The organism is Streptomyces wedmorensis, from assembly GCF_000716445.1.
Taxonomy (GTDB): domain Bacteria; phylum Actinomycetota; class Actinomycetes; order Streptomycetales; family Streptomycetaceae; genus Streptomyces; species Streptomyces wedmorensis.
Window position 1 is genome coordinate 106,229 of sequence record NZ_JNWK01000002.1, and the last position, 22,749, is coordinate 128,977.

The window sequence follows — 22,749 nt, forward strand, 5'->3', positions numbered from 1 at the left end:
CGGCAAGGTACCGTCGAATATGAGGCACCAGGAGCCGCTGAACCAAGCGCTCCCAGGCGAAGGGGAAGCACCTCGTGGCACGCATCGGTGATGGCGGCGATCTGCTCAAGTGCTCGTTCTGCGGAAAGAGCCAGAAGCAGGTGAAGAAGCTCATCGCGGGACCCGGTGTGTACATCTGCGACGAGTGCATCGACCTCTGCAACGAGATCATCGAGGAAGAACTCGCGGAGACGAGCGAGGTGCGCTGGGAGGAACTTCCCAAGCCCCGCGAGATCTACGAGTTCCTCGAGGGGTACGTCGTCGGGCAGGAGCCCGCGAAGAAGGCCCTCTCGGTCGCGGTGTACAACCACTACAAGCGCGTCCAGGCCGGCGAGAACGGCGGCGCGCAGGGCCGGGACGACGCCATCGAACTGGCCAAGTCCAACATTCTGCTGCTCGGCCCCACGGGCTCCGGGAAGACGCTGCTCGCGCAGACCCTGGCCCGCATGCTCAACGTCCCGTTCGCCATCGCCGACGCGACGGCGCTGACGGAGGCCGGCTACGTCGGCGAGGACGTCGAGAACATCCTGCTCAAGCTGATCCAGGCGGCCGACTACGACGTCAAGAAGGCCGAGACCGGGATCATCTACATCGACGAGATCGACAAGGTCGCCCGTAAGAGCGAAAACCCGTCGATCACGCGCGACGTCTCCGGCGAGGGCGTGCAGCAGGCCCTGCTGAAGATCCTGGAGGGCACCACCGCCTCCGTGCCGCCGCAGGGCGGGCGGAAGCACCCGCACCAGGAGTTCATCCAGATCGACACGACGAACGTGCTCTTCATCGTGGGCGGCGCCTTCGCCGGCCTGGAGAAGATCATCGAGTCGCGGGCGGGCGCCAAGGGCATCGGCTTCGGGGCGACCATCCGCTCCAAGCGCGAGATCGAGGCGAGCGACCAGTTCCAGGAGGTCATGCCGGAGGACCTGGTGAAGTTCGGGATGATCCCGGAGTTCATCGGCCGCCTGCCCGTCCTCACCTCGGTCCACAACCTGGACCGCGAGGCGCTCCTCCAGATCCTCGTCGAGCCGCGCAACGCGCTGGTCAAGCAGTACCAGCGCCTCTTCGAACTCGACGGCGTGGAGCTGGACTTCGACCGCCCCGCCCTGGAGGCCATCGCCGACCAGGCGATCCTCCGCGGCACCGGCGCGCGCGGCCTGCGCGCCATCATGGAGGAAGTCCTCCAGTCGGTGATGTACGAGGTCCCGTCCCGCAAGGACGTCGCCCGTGTCGTCATCACGGCCGACGTCGTCCGCAACAACGTCAACCCGACGCTGGTCCCGCGGATCGTGAAGAACGACGGCAGGCACGAAAAGTCGGCCTGACACCGGTCGCACATGAGTGAGGGGGTCCCGCCTTCGGGCGGGACCCCCTCACTCATGTCCGGTCAGCCGGTCAGGACTTGACGCGGACCTCCTTGCGGAGCTTGGCCGTGATGCCGGCGGCCTCCTCGCCGGTGGCGCCCTTGCCGGTCATCATGGCGGACATGTCGACCGGGACCACGAAGCCCACGGTGCTGTGGTCGGCCCACACGCACATCGTGACGGTGAACGTGGGCATGCCGGTGGACGCGTCGCCCTTGCCCTTGGCCTGCTGGCACTTGAGGACCGCGCCGTCGAGGCCGTCCGGCTCGTACGCCTGCGGGCTGCCCTCCAGCTGCGGGGCGTCGGGCTTGCCGGCGCTCTTGTCGGCCTCGGCCTTGGCGCTGGCGAAGACGGCGTCGACGACCTCCTCGGGGTCGGCGATCTCGCCGTAGAGACCGCTGAAGGAGATCATCTTGCTGGCGAGCGGGTTGGCCTTGTTCTCCACCTGGTAGGAGGCCTTGACCTTCTTGGCGTTCTTGACGCCGTTCTTCTCGGCCTCCGCCAGCGAGTCGTCCCCGGAGGAGGAACCGCCCTTGTCGGGAACCTTCTTGTACTCGCCGAGGACCGTCTCCGGCGTGATCAGCTTGTGCGGGCCGTCGTCCGCGACGGACGAACCGCCGCCGCCGAGCAGGAAGTACGCGCCCACGCCGATCGCCGCGACCACCGCGACCGCGCCGATGATCCAGCCGGCCTTGGACTTCTTGGGGGCCGGCGGGTGGGGCACGTAACCGCCGGGGCCCTGGGGGGCGCCGTACTGCGGCTGCTGGCCGTAGGGGCCCGGCTGCTGGGGCTGCTGCGGGTAGCCGTACGGCGGCTGCTGCGGCGGCACGCCCTGCGGGGCCTGCTGGGGGTACCCGTAACCGGGCTGGGGAGCCTGCGGCTGGCCGTACGGGCCGGGCTGCTGCGGCTGCTGGCCGTAGGGGCCCGGCTGACCGTAGGGCCCGGGCTGCTGGGGCGGCTGGCCGCCGTACGGGCCCGGCTGGTTGTAGCTCATCGACAGGTTCCCCTCACAGGATGTTTATGCCTACCGAACATCCTGGCGGAACCGTCGGCCCGGCAGTGCGGCGGGGGCCACACCGTTACCGAACCAAAGCGTTTCAGGACAGGCCTGGGACACCCCTAAACTGGCCCCGTGACCGAGAACACTCAGCAGCAGACAGCGCCCACCACCGAACTGCCGACCACCTACGCGCCGGCCGAGGTAGAGGGGCCGCTGTACGAGCGCTGGGTAGAGCGTGGGTACTTCGAGGCGGACGCGAAGAGCGAGAAGCCGCCGTACACGATCGTCATCCCGCCGCCGAACGTCACCGGTTCGCTCCACCTGGGCCACGCCTTCGAGCACACGCTGATCGACGCCCTCACCCGCCGCAAGCGCATGCAGGGCTTCGAGACGCTGTGGCAGCCCGGCATGGACCACGCCGGCATCGCCACCCAGAACGTCGTCGAGCGCGAGCTCGCCAAGGAGGGCAAGTCCCGCCACGACCTGGGCCGCGAGGCGTTCGTCGAGCGCGTCTGGCAGTGGAAGGCCGAGTCCGGTGGCCAGATCTCGGGCCAGATGAAGCGCCTGGGTGACGGCGTCGCCTGGTCCCGCGAGCGCTTCACCATGGACGAGGGCCTGTCCCAGGCCGTCCAGACCATCTTCAAGAAGCTCTACGACGACGAGCTGATCTACCGCGCCGAGCGCATCATCAACTGGTGCCCGCGCTGTCTGACGGCCATCTCCGACATCGAGGTCGAGTACCAGGACGACGAGGGCGAGCTCGTCTCCATCCGCTACGGCGAGGGGGACGACTCGTTGGTCGTCGCCACCACCCGCGCGGAGACGATGCTCGGTGACACGGCCGTCGCCGTCCACCCCGACGACGAGCGGTACAAGCACCTGGTCGGCAAGCAGATCAAGCTGCCGCTGACCGACCGCTCGATCCCGGTCGTCGCCGACACCCACGTCGACCCCGAGTTCGGCACCGGCGCCGTCAAGGTGACCCCGGCGCACGACCCGAACGACTTCGAGATCGGCCAGCGCCACGACCTGCCGAACATCGCCGTCATGGACGAGCGCGCGGTCATCACCGTCCACGGCCCCTTCCAGGGCCTGGACCGCCTGGAGGCGCGCTCCGCCATCGTCGCCGCGCTGCGCGCCGAGGGCCGGATCGTCGCCGAGAAGCGGCCGTACGTCCACTCCGTCGGCCACTGTTCGCGCTGCAAGACCACCATCGAGCCGCGCCTGTCGATGCAGTGGTGGGTCAAGGTCGGCCCGCTCGCCCAGGCCGCGGGTGACGCGGTCCGCGACGGCAAGGTCAAGATCCACCCGCAGGAGATGGAGAAGCGCTACTTCGACTGGGTCGACAACCTGCACGACTGGTGCATCTCGCGCCAGCTGTGGTGGGGTCACCGCATCCCGGTCTGGTACGGCCCGAACGGCGAGGTCGTCTGCGTCGGACCGGACGAGCAGCCGCCGGCGGGCGAGGGCTGGCACCAGGACACGGACGTCCTGGACACCTGGTTCTCCTCCGGCCTGTGGCCGTTCTCCACGCTCGGCTGGCCCGAGCGGACGGACAGCCTGGCGAAGTTCTACCCGAACTCCGTCCTGGTCACCGGCTACGACATCCTCTTCTTCTGGGTCGCCCGGATGATGATGTTCGGTCTGTACGCGATGGACGGCACCCCGCCGTTCCACACCATCGCCCTGCACGGCATGGTTCGTGACCAGAACGGCAAGAAGATGTCGAAGTCCTTCGGCAACGTGGTCAACCCGCTGGACTGGATGGACACGTACGGCTCCGACGCCGTCCGCTTCACCCTGGCCCGCGGCGCCAACCCGGGCGTCGACGTCCCGATCGGCGAGGACTGGGTCCAGGCCTCCAGCAAGTTCGCCAACAAGATCTGGAACGCCACCCGCTTCGCCCTGATGAACGGCGCGACGGTCGAAGGCCCGCTGCCGGACGCCTCGGAGATGTCGGCGACCGACCGCTGGATCCTGTCGCGGCTCAACAAGACGGTCGCCGAGGTCGACGCGTTCTACGACGACTACCAGTTCTCCAAGCTGTCGGACGCCCTCTACCACTTCGCGTGGGACGAGGTCTTCGACTGGTACGTCGAGCTGTCGAAGACGACGTTCTTCGCCGGCGGCGAGGGCGCGCGGGTCTCCGGCCGCGTCCTCGGCGAGGTCCTCGACGTCATGCTGCGCCTGCTGCACCCGGTGGTCCCGTTCGTCACCGAGACGCTGTGGACCACGCTGACCGGCGGCGAGTCCGTCGTGATCGCCGACTGGCCGAAGGACAGCGGCTTCCGCGACGCGGCCGCCGAGCAGGAGATCGCCCTGGTCCAGCGGGCCATCACCGAGGTCCGCCGGTTCCGCAAGGAGCAGGGCCTCCAGGACGCCCAGAAGGTGCCCGCCCGCCTCACGCTCGACGGCACCCCGCTCGCCGCGCACGAGGCGGCCATCCGCCAGATCCTGCGCCTCCAGCCGGAGGGTGAGGGCTTCTCGGCCACCGCCTCCCTGCCGGTCGCCGGAGCGACGGTCGCGCTCGACCTGTCGGGCACCATCGACGTGGCCGCCGAGCGCAAGCGCCTCGCCAAGGACCTCGCGGCCGCCGAGAAGGAGAAGGCCCAGGCCGAGGCCAAGCTCGGGAACGAGGCCTTCCTGGCCAAGGCCCCGGACAACGTCGTGGACAAGATCAAGGGCCGTCTCGCCAAGGCGGACGAGGACATCGCCCGCATCCGGACCCAGCTGGCGAACCTGCCGCAGGCCTGATCCGCACGACGAGAAGGGCCCGGAACCGGTCATCGGTTCCGGGCCCTTCCCGCATCCCTGATACCCCATCAATACGGACGAAGTGCCCGATGTCACACCAGACGGGACTTCGGGTCCACGGCGCCGGGACGAAAGACCCGGGATGATGGACGGCATGCCCCGCCTCCCCGCTGTCCCCGCGCTGCGCCGTTGCGTGGACCGGTGGGCGGTCTCGCCCCGCGCCCTCGACGTCGTCGCCGCGCTCAGCGCCTTCGGCCTGATGGTCCTGGACGTGCCGGGTCTCGCCCGCGCCGACAACTCGCTCACCGGGGTCACCGCGACCCTGGTCCTCGCGGCCGGCGCGGCCACCCTGGTGCTCAGGCGGCGGCTGCCGTGGGTGCCGTACGTCGTGGCGCTCGGTCTGATGGGCTGGCTGCACGAACTGACCATGATCCAGTTCGCGCTGTACTCGATCGGCCGGTTCCGGGGGCGCCGCGCCGCGATCGCCGCGACCCTGCTCTACGTCGGCGTGGCATACGGCCTCTTCCTCACGCCCGGCTGGCCCGCCCCGCACGGCGACACCCTCAGCGACTTCCTGAGCCTCGTCGTCCCCATCGGCGTCCTCGCCTCCGGCGTAGGCATCGCCGCCTACCGGCAGGACCTCGTCCGCGCCCTGGAGGTCCAGCGCCGTGACGCCGTCGCCCGGCAGGCCGTCCAGGAGGAGCGGATCTCCGTCGGCCGGGACGTCCACGACCTCGTCGGCCGCGAGCTCACGGTCCTCGCGGTACGGGCCGAGGTGCTCGCCGTACGGGCCAGGGGCGACAGCCACCAGAAGGACTTCGAGGAGCTCGCGGACACCGCCCGGCGCGCCCACCTCATGCTCAACGAGACGATCGTGCGCCGCGCCGACCGGGACGCCGCCACCCCCGGCCTCGAAGGGCTCGCCGAGCTGGCGGGGGAGAGCGAACGGATGGGCAGCGCCGTCGAGCTGACGGTCGCCGAGGAGGCCAAGGCCCTGTCCCCGCTCCGGCAGGCGGCCGTCCACCGGGTCGTCCGGGAGTGCCTGACGAACGCCGCCAAGCACGCGCCCGGCCTGCCCGCGACGGTCACCATCACGGTCGAGGGGCCCGACCTGCGGATCGAGGTCCGCAACCCGCTGCCCACGACCCCGCCGGCCCCGGCCCCCGTCTCCACCGGCACCGGCCTCCTCTCCATGGAGGAGCGCGTCACCAGCATGGGCGGCACCCTCAAGGCCCACCGGGAGCGCGACGCCTACGTCGTGACCGCCCTGCTCCCGACCGGCCTCCCCCGGTAGCGCCCTGATCCGGCCTGATCGGCCCAGCGGACCGCCTCCGCCTGCCCGGCACCCCCCAGCGGACCGTCTCCGCCTGCCCGGCACCCCCCAGCGGACCGTCTCCGCCTGCCCGGCACCTCCCAGCGGACCGTCTCCGCCTGCCCGGCACCTCCCAGCGGACCGCCTCCGCCTGCCCGGCACCTCCCAGCGGACCGCCTCCGCCTGCCCAGCACCCCCTAGCGGACCGTCTCCGCCTTCCCCAGCACCCGCTGGAGGCCGTCGAAGTCCTCCACGCAGCGCCCCGAGCCGAGGACCACGCAGTCCAGCGGCCGGTCCGCGACGAAGACCGGGATGCCCGTCGCGGAGGCCATCCTGAGGTCGAGGCCCGGCAGCAGCGCCCCGCCGCCGGTGAGGACGATGCCGTGCTCCATCACGTCGCCGGAGAGCTCCGGCGGGCACTCCTCCAGGGTCACCCGAACGGCCGCGATGATCGCCTCGACCGGCTCGTCGAGCGCCGTCCGCACCTCCGGCACCGTCAGTTCCACCGTCCGGGGCAGCCCGCTGACCTTCTCCCTGCCGCGCACGGTGAACGTCCGGCGCTCCAGTTCCTCGCCGCCGGGCACCGGCCACGCCGTGCCGATCGCGACCTTGACGTCCTCCGCGGTCCGCTCGCCGATGAGCAGCGAGTGCTCCTTGCGCACGTAGTCGGTGACGGCGGTGTCGAGCCGGTCGCCGCCGACCCGCAGCGACTGGGCGGTGACGATCCCGCCCAGCGAGATCACCGCCACCTCGGTCGTGCCGCCGCCGATGTCGACCACCATCGAGCCGCGCGGGTCGGAGACGGGCAGTCCGGCCCCGATCGCCGCCGCCATCGGTTCCTCGATCAGGTGCACCGCGCGGGCGCCCGCCGAGAGGGAGGCGTGCACGATCGCCCGCCGCTCGACCTGGGTCACCCCGCTGGGCACGCAGACCACCATCCGGGTGCGGGGTCGCCGACGGCCCGGCACGGCCTTGCGCACGAAGTGCCGGATCATCTCCTCGGCCGCCTCGTAGTCGCTGATCACGCCGTCGCGCAGGGGCCGGATCGCGGTGATCGAGCCCGGCGTGCGGCCGATGGTCCGCTTCGCCTCCGTGCCGACCGCGAGCGCGCGCCGGGAGCCCTCCTGGACCGCCACCACGGACGGCTCGTCGAGCACGATGCCCTGGCCGCGTGCGTACAGGAGCGTGTTGGCCGTGCCGAGGTCGATCCCTATGTCCATGATCGCCAAGTCTGCCGGGCGGCTCCGGCGGACGGCGGACCGAAAGTCCCGAATGGGGTGGGTCCATGGTCCTGTCGGTACCGCTCCGTAGACTGGGCCCCGTGAGCGAGCCGAGCGACCCGAATGACCAGTTCGACGACATCGTCGACACCGAGACAGACAGAGACCCCGACCTCGCGGTGATCGAGGCCGGCAGCCGTACGCTGCGCACGCAGGGCGGCCCGCCGCAGGGCGACCCCGTGCCCAGCCGCCCCGAGGACCCGGAGCTCGACAAGGCGCTCCGCGAGGTCGAGACCGAGCTGTCCACCCGCTGGGGCGAGACCAAGCTGGAGCCCTCGGTCAAGCGGATCGCGGCCCTGATGGACGTCCTCGGCGAGCCGCAGCGCGCGTACCCCTCGATCCACATCACCGGCACCAACGGCAAGACGTCGACGGCCCGCATGATCGAGGCCCTGCTCGGCGCCTTCGAGCTGCGCACCGGGCGGTACACCTCGCCGCACGTGCAGACCATCACCGAGCGGATCAGCCTGGACGGCGCCCCGATCTCCGCCGAGCGGTTCGTCGAGACGTACCAGGACGTCAAGCCGTACGTGGAGCTGGTCGACGCCCGTGAGGAGTACCGCCTCTCCTTCTTCGAGGTCCTCACCGGGATGGCGTACGCGGCCTTCGCGGACGCCCCGGTCGACGTGGCCGTCGTCGAGGTCGGCATGGGCGGCACCTGGGACGCGACGAACGTCATCGACGGCTCCGTCGCCGTCGTCACCCCCATCGACCTGGACCACACCGACCGGCTCGGCGGGACGACCGGCGAGATCGCCGGCGAGAAGTCCGGGATCATCAAGCAGGGCGCGACCGTGATCCTGGCCCAGCAGCCGGTGGACGCGGCCCAGGTCCTGCTGAAGAAGGCCGTCGAGGCGGACGCCACGGTCGCCCGCGAGGGCATGGAGTTCGGCATCGTCTCCCGCGAGGTCGCGGTCGGCGGCCAGCTCCTCACCCTGCGCGGCCTGGGCGGCGAGTACGACAACATCTTCCTGCCGCTGCACGGCGCCTACCAGGCGCACAACGCGGCGGTGGCGCTCGCGGCCGTCGAGGCCTTCTTCGGGATCGGCGCCGAGCACGCCAGGACCCTGGACGTGGACACGGTCCGCCGGGCCTTCGCCCAGGTGGCCTCGCCCGGCCGCCTCGAGATCGTCCGCTCCTCCCCGACGGTCATCCTGGACGCCGCGCACAACCCGCACGGCGCGCGGGCCACGGCGGAGGGCATCAGCGAGGCCTTCGGCTTCTCGCGGCTCATCGGCGTGGTCTCCACGAGCGGCGACAAGGACGCGAAGGGCCTCCTGGAGGCCTTCGAGCCGATCTTCGCGGAGGTCGTCATCACGGCGAACTCCACTCCGCGGGCCACCGACGTGGACGCGCTCGCCGCGACCGCGGTCGAGGTCTTCGGCGAGGACCGGGTCGTCGTCGAGCCGCGGCTCGACGACGCCATCGAGGCCGCCATCACCCTTGCGGAGGAAGAGGCCGAGTTCGGTGGCGCGGGCGTCCTCGTCACCGGTTCGATCTTCACGGTCGGCGACGCCCGGCTGCTGCTGCGGAGGGGCTGAATCCCATGCGTACGCTCTGTTCCTCGACGCTCATCGGCGAGTTCTTCGTCATCGGCTTCGCCGGGCTCGTGGCCATGAAGGACGACGGGCTCGCGATGTCCACCGTCTGGTGGGTCTGCGGGGCCGCGATGGCCTTCTCGGTGCTGCTGTGCGGGATGGTCACCCGTCCCGGCGGCGTGCAGCTCGGCTGGGCCCTGCAGGTCGGTCTGGTCCTCAGCGGCTTCGTCGTGCCGCCCATGTTCTTCCTCGGCGCGGTCTTCGCCGGTCTGTGGTGGGCCTCCGTTCACTACGGGCGACGGATCGACGACATCAAGGCGCGCTGGGCCGAGGCGCAGGCCGCGGGGGCCTCGGCAGGGCCTGACGCTGCGTAATCGAGGCACGTGCGGGACCTGTAGCCTCGGAGGTCCCGCACACCGCTTTTCCGAAGGAGTCACCCCGTGAGCCAGCGCACGCTCGTCCTGCTCAAGCCCGACGCCGTCCGCCGTGGTCTGATCGGCGAGATCATCGGCCGTATCGAGCGCAAGGCCGGCTGGACCCTGGCGGCCCTGGAGCTGCGCGAGCTGGACCAGGAGACCCTTGAGCAGCACTACGGCGAGCACAAGGGCAAGCCGTTCTACGAGCCGCTGATGGGCTTCATGTCCTCCGGTCCGGTCGTCGCGCTCGTCGTCGAGGGCGAGCGGGTCATCGAGGGCGTCCGGCAGCTCGCCGGCCCGACCGACCCGATCGCCGCCGCGCCCGGTTCCATCCGCGGCGACTTCGGCACCATCGTCCGCGAGAACCTGATCCACGCCTCGGACTCCGAGGAGTCGGCGCTCCGCGAGCTGAAGATCTTCTTCCCGGGCCTCGCCTGATCTGACTCACAGTCAGCCAAACGAAGCACCCTGTGGGGCGACCGAAGGAATTTCGGTCGCCTCCAGGCATATGAACGCCAATCCCGGGAACGGATCGCCGCGTCCTGCCGTCACCAGGTACAGAGGTGGACCAACGCGCGGCATCCGCACGGGCGGCACTACGATGGAAAACTCCATCGCCGCACCACTCTCAGCCATGGGAAATCAAGGGGAACTCAATGTCGTTCATCGGCCGTGACATGGCTGTCGACCTCGGGACCGCCAACACGCTGGTGTACGTCAGGGGTCGAGGCATCGTTCTGAACGAGCCGTCCGTCGTCGCGATCAACACCAACACCGGTGGCATCCTCGCGGTCGGCTCCGAGGCGAAGAAGATGATCGGCCGGACGCCCGGCAACATCGTCGCCGTCCGCCCGCTCAAGGACGGCGTCATCGCCGACTTCGAGATCACCGAGCGGATGCTCCGCTACTTCATCCTCAAGATCCACAAGCGCCGCTACCTGGCCCGCCCCCGCGTCGTCGTCTGCGTGCCCTCCGGCATCACCGGAGTGGAGCGCCGCGCCGTCATCGAGGCGTCGACCCAGGCCGGCGCCCGCCAGGTGCACATCATCGAGGAGCCCATGGCGGCGGCCATCGGCTCGGGCCTCCCCGTCCACGAGGCCACCGGCAACATGGTCGTCGACATCGGCGGCGGCACCACCGAGGTCGCCGTCATCTCCCTCGGCGGAATCGTCACGGCACAGTCGATCCGGGTCGCCGGCGACGAGCTCGACAACGCGATCATCCAGCACATCAAGAAGGAGTACTCGCTCCTCCTCGGTGAGCGGACCGCCGAGCAGATCAAGATCACCATCGGTTCGGCGTACGACCTCGACAAGGACGAGCACACCGAGATCCGCGGCCGCGACCTCGTCTCCGGCCTGCCCAAGACCGTGGTCATCTCCGCCGCCGAGGTCCGCAAGGCCATCGAGGAGCCGGTCAACGCCATCGTCGACGCGGTGAAGACCACCCTCGACAAGTGCCCGCCGGAGCTCTCCGGTGACGTCATGGACCGCGGCATCGTTCTCACGGGTGGCGGCGCCCTGCTGCGCGGCCTCGACGAACGGCTCCGCCGCGAGACCGGCATGCCGATCCACATCGCCGAGGACCCGCTGGACTCGGTGGCGCTCGGCTCCGGCAAGTGCGTGGAGGAGTTCGAGGCCCTCCAGCAGGTCCTGGACGCCCAGCCGCGCCGCTAGGCACCACCCGTACCGCCCACAAGAGAACACCCGCACAGCCGAACAACCCGAACCACGAGGAAAGGCACGGCCGCCGCACGTGAGGGACACACGAGAGAGCCGGCTGCTCCTGGTGCTGCTGATCGCCATCGCGTTCGCACTGATCACGGTGGACATCCGCGGCGGTCAGGAGTCACCCGTCGACGGTGCCCGGCAGGCCGCGGCCGCGGTCTTCGGACCCGTCGAGAACGGCGTGGCGGCGGCCGTCGACCCCATCGGCAACGCCATAGGCGCGGTCCGGGACTCCGGGGAGCGGCACACCCGGATCGCCGCCCTGGAGAAGGAGAACGCCGAGCTCAAGGCCGAGCTCGGCAGCGACGACCGCAACCGCAACCGGCTGCGCGAGCTCGACGGCATGCTCAAGACCGCCGGCGCCGGTCAGTACGGCATCAAGGGCGCTCAGGTCATCGCCATAGGAGCGGCCCAGGGCTTCTCCTGGACCGTCACCATCGACGTCGGCGCCCGCGACGGCATCCAGCGGGACATGACCGTGCTCAACGGCTCGGGGCTCGTCGGCCGCGTCACCACCGTCGGCCCCTCCACCTCCACGGTGCTCCTCGCCAACGACCCCGACTTCACCGTCGGCACCCGCATGGAGAAGTCCGACGAACTCGGCTTCGCCACCGGCCAGGGAGACAGCCCGCTCCTCGTCCAGCTCCTCAACGGCAAGGCCAAGGTGAAGCCCGGCGACCGGCTCGTCACCTTCGGCTCGCGCGCCGACAAGCCGTTCGTGCCCGGCGTGCCGGTCGGCGAGGTCGTCCGCGTCGACCCCGCGGGCGGCGGCCTGACCCGCAACATCTACGTCCGCCCGTACGTCGGCTTCACCAAGCTCGACATCGTCGGCGTCGTCGTCCAGGCCCCCCGCTCCGACCCCCGCGACATGGTCCTGCCGCAGAAGCCGAAGCCCGCGCCGACCGTCACCGTCACCGTCACACCGCCGCCACCGGACGGACAGCAGGCCGCCGACGGCGCGCAGCAGGGCGAGAAGCCGAACCAGAACCAGCAGGCACCGCAGGACCAGGGGGACGCGACACCGTGAAGTTCAACCGCATCCTCCTCTCCGCCACCCTGATCGTGGTCGCCCTGGTCGTCCAGGTCTCGGTCCTCGCCCGCCTCCAACTCCCCGGCGCCGTCCCCGACCTCGTCCTCCTCACCGTCGTCGGCCTCGCCCTCGTCCACGGCCCCGTCAGCGGCTCCCTCATCGGCTTCACCGCCGGACTGCTCTCCGACCTGGCACCGCCCGCCGACCACGCCGCCGGCCGCTACGCCCTCGTGCTCTGCGTCATCGGCTACCTCGTCGGCCTCGCCCGCCCCGACAACGGCCGGCTGACCTCCGCGACCGGCCCCATGGCCGTCGTCGTCGCCGCGGCAGTCGGCTCCACCCTGCTCTACGCGGGCGTGGGCGCCCTGGTCGGCGACACCGCCGCCCGCCATGTCGGCCTCGGGTTCCTGCTGTTCACCGCGGCCGTGTACGACCTGCTCCTCGCGCCGTTCACGGTGCCGCTCATCATGGCCCTGGCCCGCCGGGCCGAGAACGACCCGCTCGCCGACGCCGGCGGCGGAAACGGCGCCGACGTCGCGTCCGGCTGGCTCTCGTCCGGCACCGGCCTGCGGATCGGCACCCAGCGCGGCGGCCTGCGCGTGAAGGCCGCCCGGAGCCGCGCCTCACGGGCCGGACGCATCAAGGGAGTCAAGCGACTGTGACCGAGGGGGCACCGGCAGTATGAGCAACATCCCCGAGACCGGGCGGACCCCGCGGGTCCAGATCCGGCTCGTCGTCATCCAGATCCTCGTCTTCTCGCTGCTGCTCACCCTGGGGGGCCGCCTCTGGTACCTCCAGATCCGCAACGGCAAGGAGTACACGGACGAGGCGAAGAACAACCACGTCCAGCAGGTCGTCCAGCCCGCCGTCCGCGGCTCGCTCCTCGACGCCCGGGGGGTCCCGCTCGCCGACAACGAGACCCGGCTCGTGGTCTCCGCGTCCCGCACCGAGCTGATGAAGATGAAGGACCGGGGCAAGGCCGTCCTGACCCGGCTCGCCGACGTCCTCGACATGAAGCCCGACGACGTCATCAACAAGATCCGGCTCTGCGACTCCCAGACCCCCAAGCCCTGCTGGAACGGTTCGCCCTACCAGCCGATCCCGGTCACCGACGAGGCCACCACCCAGCAGGCCCTCCAGATCCGGGAGCGCGCCGAGGACTTCCCCGGCATCACCGCCGAACCCACCGCCGTACGCCGCTACCCGGCCCCCGGCAAGGCCCGCACCTCCCAGGTGCTCGGCTACCTCTCGCCCGTCACCGACGCCGAGATCGAGAAGGCCAAGGACACCGACTCGCCGTTCCTCCGCTCCGACCAGGTCGGCCGCTCCGGCCTGGAGCGCACGTACGACAAGGAACTGCGCGGCAAGGCCGGCGTCACGCGCTACGAGGTCGACAACCTCGGCCGCGTCATCGGCCAGGCCAAGAGCGACCCCGCCGTGCCCGGCGCCAACGTCGTCACCTCCATCGACGCCCGTGTGCAGGCGGTCGCCGAGTGGGAGCTGCACAACGCGATGGTCGAGGCCCGCAAGGTCCACGACCGGAACACCAACGAGAACTACAAGGCCGACGCCGGCGCCGTCGTCGTCATGGAGACGAAGACCGGCCGGATCGTCGCCATGGCCTCGCAGCCCGACTACGACCCCAACGCCTGGGTCGGCGGCATCTCCGCCAAGGACTACGCGGCCCTCACCGGCAAGAACTCCAACTTCCCGCTCCTCAACCGGGCCATCCAGGGGCAGGCCGCCCCCGGCTCGATCTTCAAGGTCATCCCGACGGCCGCCGCCGTCAACGCCGGATACGAGTTCAACGGCCGCTACCCGTGCCCCTCCTCGTACTCCATCGGCGGCCAGGTCTTCAAGAACTTCGAGTCCCAGGGCCACGGCTCCATCACCCTCGGCCAGGCCCTCGAAGTCTCCTGCGACACCGTCTACTACGCCCTCTCCCACCAGCAGTGGCTGAACGACGGCGGCATGAAGCCGAAGAAGGACGCCAAGGACTGGTTCTACAAGACGGCCCATCAGTTCGGCCTCGGCGCCGAGACCGGCATCGACCTCCCCAACGAGGTCACCGGCCGCGTCCCCGACCGGAAGTGGAAGCAGGACTTCTGGGCGGCCAACAAGGACTACTGGTGCAAGATCGGCAAGCGCGGCGGCACCTACGTGCAGCAGCTCTCGTACGAGAACTGCCTCGAAGGCAACCTCATGCGCGCCGGTGACTCCGTCAACTACTCCATCGGACAGGGCGACACCCTCGTCACCCCCATCCAGATGGCCACCATCTACGCCGCCATCGCCAACGGCGGCACCCTCTGGAACCCCACCGTCGGCAAGGCGATCGTCAGCCCCGACGGCAAGAAGGTCACCGAGATCAAGCCCAAGTCCCACGGCAAGCTCCCCATGGACACCAAGACCCAGGCGTTGATAGAGGAGGCCCTCGCGGGAGTCGCCACCCGCGGTACGGCCGCCTGGCGATTCGGCGGCTGGCCGCAGGACAAGATCCCGATGCACGCCAAGACGGGTACCGCCGAGGTCTACGGCAAGCAGACGACCTCCTGGTTCGCCACGTACACCAAGGACTACTCGATCGTCATGACGATCTCCCAGGGTGGTACCGGCTCCGGCGCCTCGGGCCCCGCCGTGCGCAACATCTACGACGCGCTCTACGGACTCGACGACGCCGGCAACCAGGACCTCAAGCGCGCCCTGCTGCCGCAGCCGCAGAAGGCGCTGCCGAAGATCGAGGCCGACGGCTCCATCGACGCCCCGAAGATCGGGCCGTACGACCCCGAGGCCCAGAAGGTCGACCCGAACGCACCCCCGAAGACGCCGGACGGCACGAAGAAGCCCGACGACGACCCGGCACTCGCGGGCCCGCCCGCGACCTGGAGGGACTGAGGACCATGACCGCACCCCACGGCTTCTCCGTCTCCCGGTACGCCCCCGAGCGCGGCACCCTCGCCCGACTCACGGCCCGCGACTCGGTGGTCCGCCGGCTCGACTGGCCGATGCTGCTCTCGGCACTCGCCCTCTCCGGCGTCGGGTCGCTGCTCGTCTGGTCCGCCACCCGCGGCCGCACCGAGCTCAACAACGGCGACCCGTACTACTTCCTCTTCCGGCACCTGCTCAACACCGGAATCGGCCTCGCCCTGATGGTCGGCACGATCTGGCTCGGCCACCGCACCCTGCGCGGCGCGGTGCCGATCCTCTACACCGTCTCGATCGTGCTGATCCTCGCCGTCCTCACCCCGCTCGGCGCCACCATCAACGGCGCCCACGCGTGGATCGTGGTCGGCGGCGGCTTCTCCCTCCAGCCCAGCGAGTTCGTGAAGATCACGATCATCCTGGTCATGGCGGTGCTGCTCGCCGCCAAGGTCGACGCCGGCGACCAGATCCACCCCGACCACCGCACCGTCGCCAAGGCCCTCACCCTGGCGGCCCTCCCCATGGGCATCGTCATGCTGATGCCCGACCTCGGCTCGGTCATGGTCATGGCCGTCATCGTGCTCGGCGTGCTCCTCGCCTCCGGCGCCTCCAACCGGTGGGTCCTCGGCCTGATCGGCGCGGGCGTCCTCGGCGCCGTCCTCGTCACCACGCTCGGCATGCTGGACGAGTACCAGATCAACCGCTTCGCCGCCTTCGCCAACCCCGACCTCGACCCCGCCGGCGTCGGCTACAACACCAACCAGGCCCGGATCGCCATCGGCTCCGGCGGCCTCCTCGGCGCCGGCCTCTTCAAGGGCTCCCAGACCACCGGCCAGTTCGTCCCCGAACAGCAGACCGACTTCGTCTTCACGGTCGCGGGGGAGGAGCTCGGCTTCGTCGGCGCCGGACTGATCCTGGTCCTCCTCGGCGTCATCCTCTGGCGCGCCTGCCGCATCGCCCGCGAGACCACCGAGCTCTACGGCACGATCGTCGCGGCCGGGATCATCGCCTGGTTCGCCTTCCAGTCCTTCGAGAACATCGGCATGACGCTCGGCATCATGCCGGTCGCCGGCCTCCCCCTGCCGTTCGTCTCCTACGGCGGCTCCTCGATGTTCGCCGTATGGGTGGCGATCGGCCTCCTCCAGTCGATCCGTGTACAACGCCCCATGACGGCCTGACGCGACTAGATTCGACGTATGGCCGAGACGAAGCGCGAGATCGAGCGGAAGTACGAAGCCACCGGGGAGACCCCGCTGCCGGACCTCACCGAGGTCGGCGGGGTCTCCGAGGTCGCCGACCGGGGCGTCATGGAACTCGACGCCGTGTACTACGACACGCCCGGCCTGCGCCTCGCCGCCGACTCCGTCACCCTCCGCCGACGCACCGGCGGCAGCGACGCCGGCTGGCACGTGAAGTTCCCCGTCGCCGCCGGCGTCCGCGACGAGATCAGGGCCCCGCTGAGCGACAGCCTGCCGAGCGAGCTCGCGGCGCTCCTGCGCTCCCGGGTCCGCACCGGCACGGTCGTCCCCGTCGTACGCCTCCGCTCCGCCCGCGACGTCCGCCACCTCCTCGCCGCCGACGGCACCCTCCTCGCCGAACTCTCCGTCGACACCGTCCACGCCGAGCGGCTGCCCGACGGCCCCGAGGCCACCTGGACGGAGATCGAGGTGGAACTCGCCGACGGCGCGGGCCCCGACGGCTCGGGCGGCCCCGACCCCGCCCTCCTCGACGCCGTCGAGAAGCGCCTCCGGAAGGCCGGCATCCACCCCTCCCGGTCCGCGTCCAAATGCGCCAGGGCCCTCGCCGAGACCGGCGAACCGCCCCGGCCGGCCGCCGTCCCCGGCAGGCCCGGCAGCGCCGCTGCCGTCGTCCTCGCCTACGCACGGGAACAGGTCGACGCGATCGTCGCCCTTGACCCGGCCGTACGACGGGACCTGCCCGACGCCGTGCACCAGTTGCGGGTCGCCTGCCGTCGGCTGCGCAGCGCCTTCAAGACCTACCGCCGGGTCCTCGACCGGGACGTCACCGATCCCGTCGGCGCCGAACTGAAGTGGCTCGCCGGAGAGCTCGGCGTCGCCCGCGACCAGGAGGTGCTCGACGCCCGGCTGCGCGCCGGCGTCGCGGAGCTGCCCCCCGCCCTCGTCCTCGGCCCGGTCCGGGCCCGGCTGCGCCGCCGGGACGCCGCCCGCGCCAAGAGCGCCCGGCACCAGGCCCTCGCCGCCCTCGACTCCGCCCGCCACCTCGCCCTCCTCGACACCCTGGACGCGCTCCTCGCCGCCCCGCCGCTGAGCGAGGCCGCCGACCGCGACGCCCGGAAGGTCCTCGCCCGCGCCGTCCGCAAGGACCACCGCCGCCTCGCCGGCCGCGTCGAGCACGCCCTCTCCCTCGACCCCGGCCACGAGCGGGACCTCGCCCTCCACGAGGCCCGCAAGGCCGCCAAGCGCGCCCGCTACGCCGCCGACGCGGCCCGCCCCGCCCTCGGCAAGCCCGCCAAGCGGCTCGGCAAACGCGTCAAGGCCCTCCAGTCGCTCCTCGGCGAACACCACGACACCGTCGTCGCCCGCACCGTCCTCCGCGAGCTCGGGATCCAGGCCCACGGCGTCGGCGAATCCGCCTTCACCTGGGGACTCCTCCACGGCCGCGAGGAGGCCAGGGCCACGGCGATCGAGCACGAGCTGCCGGCGGCCTGGAAGCGGGCCTCGGCCCCGGGACTCCGGTCGGCGCTGACCCGCTGAGCACCGGGGTACGCTTGAGAGTCGCCCCCCTGCCAGCTCACGAAGGTTCGAGATGTCTGCTGCCGAGTCTGTCTTCCCGCAGCTCGAAGCTCTGCTCCCGCACGTGCAGAAGCCGATTCAGTACGTCGGTGGAGAGCTGAACTCCACGGTCAAGCCCTGGGAGTCCGCCGACGTCCGCTGGGCGCTGATGTACCCGGACGCGTACGAGGTCGGCCTGCCCAACCAGGGCGTCATGATCCTCTACGAGGTGCTGAACGAGCGCGAGGGCGTCCTCGCCGAGCGCACCTACAGCGTGTGGCCGGACCTCGAAGAGCTGATGCGGGAGCACGGCGTACCGCAGTTCACGGTCGACTCGCACCGCCCGGTGAGCGCCTTCGACGTGTTCGGCCTCAGCTTCTCCACCGAGCTCGGCTACACGAACATGCTCACCGCCCTCGACCTGGCCGGCATCCCGCTGGAGGCGAAGGACCGGACCGTCGACCACCCGATCGTGCTCGCCGGCGGCCACGCCGCCTTCAACCCCGAGCCGATCGCGGACTTCATCGACGCCGCCATCATCGGCGACGGCGAGCAGGCCGTCCTCGACATGACCGAGATCATCCGCGGGTGGAAGGCGGAGGGCCGGCCGGGCGGGCGCGAGGAGGTCCTCTTCCGCCTCGCGAAGACGGGCTCCGTCTACATCCCGGGCTTCTACGACGTCGAGTACCTGCCGGACGGCCGCATCGGCCGTGTCGTGCCGAACAAGTCCGGTGTGCCGTGGCGCGTCTCCAAGCACACCGTCATGGACCTCGACGAGTGGCCGTACCCGAAGCAGCCCCTCGTACCGCTCGCGGAGACCGTCCACGAGCGCATGTCCGTCGAGATCTTCCGCGGCTGCACCCGCGGCTGCCGCTTCTGCCAGGCCGGCATGATCACGCGCCCCGTGCGGGAGCGAAGCATCACCGGCATCGGCGAGATGGTCGAGAAGGGCCTCAAGGCCACGGGCTTCGAGGAGGTCGGCCTCCTCTCGCTGTCCTCCGCCGACCACACCGAGATCGGTGAGATCGCGAAGGGCCTGGCCGACCGCTACACGGACGACAAGATCGGTCTCTCCCTCCCGTCGACCCGCGTGGACGCCTTCAACGTCGACCTCGCGAACGAGCTGACCAGGAACGGTCGCCGCTCCGGCCTCACCTTCGCCCCCGAGGGCGGCTCCGAGCGCATGCGCAAGGTCATCAACAAGATGGTCTCGGAGGAGGACCTGATCCGGACCGTCTCCACCGCGTACGGCAACGGCTGGCGCCAGGTGAAGCTGTACTTCATGTGCGGCCTGCCGACGGAGACCGACGAGGACGTCCTCCAGATCGCCGACATGGCGATGAACGTGATCGCCGAGGGCCGCAAGGTCTCCGGCCAGAACGACATCCGCTGCACCGTCTCCATCGGCGGCTTCGTCCCCAAGCCGCACACCCCCTTCCAGTGGGCCCCGCAGCTCTCCGCCGAGGAGACCGACGAGCGGCTGCGGAAGCTCCGCGACAAGATCCGCGGCGACAAGAAGTACGGCCGTTCCATCGGCTTCCGCTACCACGACGGCAAGCCCGGCATCGTCGAGGGCCTCCTCTCGCGCGGCGACCGCCGCATCGGCGCCGTCATCCGCGCGGTCTACGAGGACGGCGGCCGCTTCGACGGCTGGCGCGAGCACTTCTCGTACGACCGCTGGATGTCCTGCGCCGAGAAGACGCTTCCCGACTTCGGCGTCGACGTCGCCTGGTACACGACCCGCGAGCGCACCTACGAGGAGGTCCTGCCCTGGGACCACCTGGACTCCGGTCTCGACAAGGACTGGCTCTGGGAGGACTGGCAGGACTCGCTCGACGAGACCGAGGTCGAGGACTGCCGCTGGACCCCGTGCTTCGACTGCGGCGTCTGCCCGCAGATGGACACCCACATCCAGATCGGCCCCACCGGCAAGAAGCTGCTGCCGCTGACGGTCGTGAAGTAGGCCGAGCGGGTAACGCTCCGGCGACGGCCCGGCGCGAGGGGAAACCCTCCGCCGGGCCGTTGCGTCATTTCCGGCATGAGCATGGAGCACCCGTCGCCGCCGCCGGCACTGATCCGCATCCCCGTCCGGATCGTCGTCCTGGCGATCGTTCTCCCCGTCCGCATGGCCTGGGACGCCCTCACCGCCTCCGCCCGCCTCCTCGACCGCACCCTCCTGCGTCCGACGGGCCGCGGCCTGGCATGGCTCTTCCACCACACCCTGACGCTGCCGGCCCGCTGGCTGTACCGATGCCTCCTGGCACCGGTGGGGCGGGGCCTGGCCCGGGTGTTCACGGGGCTCGGGCGGGGTCTGGCGTGGGTGTTCACAGGGGTAGGACGAGGTCTCGCGTGGGTGTTCACGGGGGTCGGGCGGGGTCTGGCGTGGTTCTTCGTCCGGGTGGGCCGGGGGCTCGCCGCTCTGGGACGGGGGATCGCGGTCGGGGCCGGGTGGCTGTGGCGGGGAGCGTCCGCGGCCGGGGTCTGGCTGGGGAAGGCCGTGTTCGTGTGGCCGTGGGTGGGGCTGTGGCGGTACCTGGTCGTGCCCGTCTGCCGGTACGGGATCGCGGTGCCCGCGGCCTGGCTGAACCGGGAGGTGCTCACCCGGCTCGGCGGCGCGCTGCTGTTCCTGCTGGAGAAGCTGGTGTTCGTCCCCCTCGCGGCGCTGTTCCGGTACCTCCTCGTCCCGCTGTTCCGGTACGGCGTGGCCGTACCCGCCGTCTGGCTCGACCGGTACGTGCTGAGCCCGCTGGGCCGGGGGATCGGCTGGTCGTTCCGGCAGGCCGGGCGGGGCCTCGCGTGGTTCTTCCCACGTGTCGGCCACGGCCTGGCGGTGACCGCGCTGTGGCTGGGCAGGGCCGTGTTCGTGTGGCCGTGGGCGGGGCTCTGGCGGTACGTGGTCGTGCCGCTGGTCCGATACGGGATCGTGGTCCCCGTCGCATGGCTCTGGACGCGGGTCCTCGCGCCCGTCGGGCGGGAGGTGCGGGGCGCGCTGGCGATGTGCTGGCGGGTCGCCGGATTCGTGTCGCGGGCGGTCGGCCGGGCCCTCAAGTGGGTCGCGTGGAACCTGGTCGGACGGCCCTTCGCCTGGGCCTGGACGCGAGTCGTCCGGCCCGCGGGACGGTGGGCGCGCGACCACGTGTGGACCCCGGCCCGCAGGATCGCCGCCGCGACCGGGCGGGCGGCGCGGGAGGCGCTCGCGTCCACCCGCGCCACCGTGCGGGAGGCGCTCGCGTCCACCCGCGCCACCGTGCGGGAGGCGCTCGCGTCCACCCGCGCCTCCGTGCGGGAGGCGCTCGGGTCGGCCCGCGCCTCCGTGCGGGAGGCGCTCGGGTCGGCCCGCGCCTCCGTGCGGGAGGCACGCCGGGACGCGTGGCGCGTCCTGGTCGGGGGAGCACGGATGACGGAGCCCGGGGAACCGGAGGTGGCCCGGGCGCGTACTCTGGGTAGTACAACGAACGTGCCCGGCGCGGCGCCCGGCCCCGAGATCTCCCTGCGAAAGCGGGGGTGAACCGGGCGGGGCCCCAGGGCGACACGTACATCTCGTGGGCGGCGCCAGCCGCGCCGCCCCGCACCGAGGAGAAGAACCACTGGGCAAGCGACAGCCCGAAGGCCCGCCGCCCGCACCGGCGGTGCAGCGCATCCGACTGCGCTACACCAAGCGCGGCCGCCTCCGGTTCACCAGCCACCGTGACTTCCAGCGCGCTTTCGAGCGTGCACTGCGCCGTGCCGAGGTGCCCATGGCGTACTCGGCGGGCTTCACCCCGCACCCCAAGGTGTCGTACGCCAACGCCGCCCCGACCGGCACGGGCTCCGAGGCCGAGTACCTGGAGATCGCGCTGACCGAGTCGCGCGACCCCGAGACGCTGCGGGCCCTGCTCGACGAGTCCCTGCCGACCGGCCTCGACATCACCGACGCCGTCGAGGCCCGGACCTCCGGGCTCGCCGACCGGCTCACCGCCTCCGTCTGGGAGCTGCGGCTCGAAGGCGTCACGGTCGACGACGCGTCGAAGGCCGTCGAGGCGTTTCTCGCGGCCGAGACGGTGGAAGTACAGCGCAAGACCAAGAACGGCGTCCGCACCTTCGACGCCCGCTCCGCGGTCACCGAGCTGACGGCAGCCGCTCCCCAGGGCGATCCCCAGGGTGATAGGCCGCTGGACAGCGCCTGTGCGATACTGCGGCTGGTTGTTCGGCACGTGACACCTGCCGTGCGACCCGACGACGTCCTGTCCGGTCTCCGAGCTGTGGCCGACCTGGCGCCGCCGGTCCCCGCTGCGGTGACCAGGCTGGCGCAGGGGCTCTTCGACGAGGAGTCCGGCACGGTGACCGACCCGCTCGCGCCCGACCGCGAGGCAGTCACGGCCGCTTCTACCACGGCCGCCGCGACCGCCTCTGCGACGGCGCCGGGTGCGGGTACCGCGTAGGGAGCGGTCGTTGTAGCGCAGCCCTGGTACTCGGGAGCCACCTGGGTCGGGCGGCGCACTGACCAGGAGACTTTCGCCAGGCCGTCCGCACAGGGCGTACGGAACCGGCGAGCCAGACATACAGCTCCCGTGCGGCGCCCGCGCCCCGGACGGCGGCACCGCGCCACAGGCGCGACCGTGCCGCCGGACCGGAACAAGG

General features: G+C 71.1%; 17 protein-coding genes. 15 read left to right on the plus strand and 2 right to left on the minus strand.

Going from position 1 to position 22,749, the window contains the following annotated elements; translation table 11 throughout:
• The first annotated feature begins 74 nt into the window (after positions 1-74).
• Positions 75-1,358 carry an ATP-dependent Clp protease ATP-binding subunit ClpX gene (clpX, locus tag OO54_RS01700; RefSeq protein ID WP_015033605.1) on the plus strand — a complete coding sequence of 428 codons (1,284 nt, stop codon included), beginning with the start codon at positions 75-77 and terminating at the stop codon, positions 1,356-1,358.
• Between the two features lie 70 nt (positions 1,359-1,428).
• Here clpX and OO54_RS01705 read toward each other — a convergent pair whose 3' ends face one another.
• Entirely contained in the window at positions 1,429-2,391 is a 963-nt protein-coding gene (locus tag OO54_RS01705) for a hypothetical protein (RefSeq protein WP_033201087.1), read from the minus strand.
• Positions 2,392-2,529: 138 nt separating this feature from the next.
• Here OO54_RS01705 and OO54_RS01710 point away from each other — a divergent pair, with 138 nt between their 5' ends.
• On the plus strand, positions 2,530-5,151 hold the full coding sequence (locus OO54_RS01710; RefSeq protein ID WP_033201088.1) for a valine--tRNA ligase: 2,622 nt from the start codon (positions 2,530-2,532) through the stop codon (positions 5,149-5,151).
• A gap of 154 nt (positions 5,152-5,305) precedes the next feature.
• Complete coding sequence (locus tag OO54_RS01715; RefSeq protein ID WP_033201192.1) at positions 5,306-6,445, plus strand: sensor histidine kinase; 1,140 nt, start codon at positions 5,306-5,308, stop codon at positions 6,443-6,445.
• Between the two features lie 215 nt (positions 6,446-6,660).
• Here the strand turns inward: OO54_RS01715 and OO54_RS01720 are convergent, their stop codons facing one another.
• Positions 6,661-7,683, minus strand: a complete 1,023-nt coding sequence (locus tag OO54_RS01720; protein WP_167348113.1) for a rod shape-determining protein — start codon at positions 7,681-7,683, stop codon at positions 6,661-6,663.
• A gap of 65 nt (positions 7,684-7,748) precedes the next feature.
• On the opposite strand from OO54_RS01720, the gene folC reads away from it, so the two are divergent.
• From folC to OO54_RS01780, 12 genes are all read left to right on the plus strand, one after another.
• Entirely contained in the window at positions 7,749-9,284 is a 1,536-nt protein-coding gene (gene folC / locus OO54_RS01725) for a bifunctional tetrahydrofolate synthase/dihydrofolate synthase (protein ID WP_051786650.1), read from the plus strand.
• 5 nt (positions 9,285-9,289) lie between these two features.
• Positions 9,290-9,655: a DUF4233 domain-containing protein gene (locus tag OO54_RS01730; RefSeq protein WP_033201090.1), complete on the plus strand. Its 366-nt coding sequence runs from the start codon at positions 9,290-9,292 to the stop codon at positions 9,653-9,655.
• A gap of 66 nt (positions 9,656-9,721) precedes the next feature.
• Positions 9,722-10,135, plus strand: coding sequence for a nucleoside-diphosphate kinase (ndk, locus tag OO54_RS01735; protein WP_017239314.1), 414 nt, complete (start codon positions 9,722-9,724; stop codon positions 10,133-10,135).
• Between the two features lie 218 nt (positions 10,136-10,353).
• Positions 10,354-11,373, plus strand: a complete 1,020-nt coding sequence (locus tag OO54_RS01740) for a rod shape-determining protein (protein ID WP_033201091.1) — start codon at positions 10,354-10,356, stop codon at positions 11,371-11,373.
• Positions 11,374-11,452: 79 nt separating this feature from the next.
• Positions 11,453-12,451, plus strand: coding sequence for a rod shape-determining protein MreC (gene mreC, locus OO54_RS01745; RefSeq protein WP_033201092.1), 999 nt, complete (start codon positions 11,453-11,455; stop codon positions 12,449-12,451).
• Positions 12,448-13,116 (plus strand): rod shape-determining protein MreD, encoded by a 669-nt coding sequence (gene mreD, locus OO54_RS01750; RefSeq protein ID WP_033201093.1) that lies wholly within the window; start codon positions 12,448-12,450, stop codon positions 13,114-13,116. Before mreC ends, mreD begins: the two co-directional genes overlap by 4 nt.
• 19 nt (positions 13,117-13,135) lie before the next feature.
• The gene (mrdA, locus tag OO54_RS01755; RefSeq protein ID WP_017239310.1) at positions 13,136-15,349 is read left to right on the plus strand and encodes a penicillin-binding protein 2; all 2,214 of its coding nucleotides are present in this window, start codon (positions 13,136-13,138) and stop codon (positions 15,347-15,349) included.
• Positions 15,350-15,354: 5 nt separating this feature from the next.
• Positions 15,355-16,554, plus strand: a complete 1,200-nt coding sequence (gene rodA / locus OO54_RS01760) for a rod shape-determining protein RodA (protein WP_033201094.1) — start codon at positions 15,355-15,357, stop codon at positions 16,552-16,554.
• A gap of 18 nt (positions 16,555-16,572) precedes the next feature.
• A complete protein-coding gene (locus tag OO54_RS01765; protein ID WP_033201095.1) occupies positions 16,573-18,111 on the plus strand; it encodes a CYTH and CHAD domain-containing protein in 1,539 nt (512 codons plus the stop codon).
• Positions 18,112-18,163: 52 nt separating this feature from the next.
• Positions 18,164-20,092 carry a TIGR03960 family B12-binding radical SAM protein gene (locus OO54_RS01770; RefSeq protein WP_033201096.1) on the plus strand — a complete coding sequence of 643 codons (1,929 nt, stop codon included), beginning with the start codon at positions 18,164-18,166 and terminating at the stop codon, positions 20,090-20,092.
• A 75-nt stretch (positions 20,093-20,167) separates the two neighbouring features.
• Positions 20,168-21,637 (plus strand): hypothetical protein, encoded by a 1,470-nt coding sequence (locus OO54_RS01775; RefSeq protein WP_037944158.1) that lies wholly within the window; start codon positions 20,168-20,170, stop codon positions 21,635-21,637.
• A 121-nt stretch (positions 21,638-21,758) separates the two neighbouring features.
• Positions 21,759-22,550, plus strand: coding sequence for a TIGR03936 family radical SAM-associated protein (locus OO54_RS01780; RefSeq protein WP_026058233.1), 792 nt, complete (start codon positions 21,759-21,761; stop codon positions 22,548-22,550).
• Positions 22,551-22,749 lie beyond the last annotated feature (199 nt).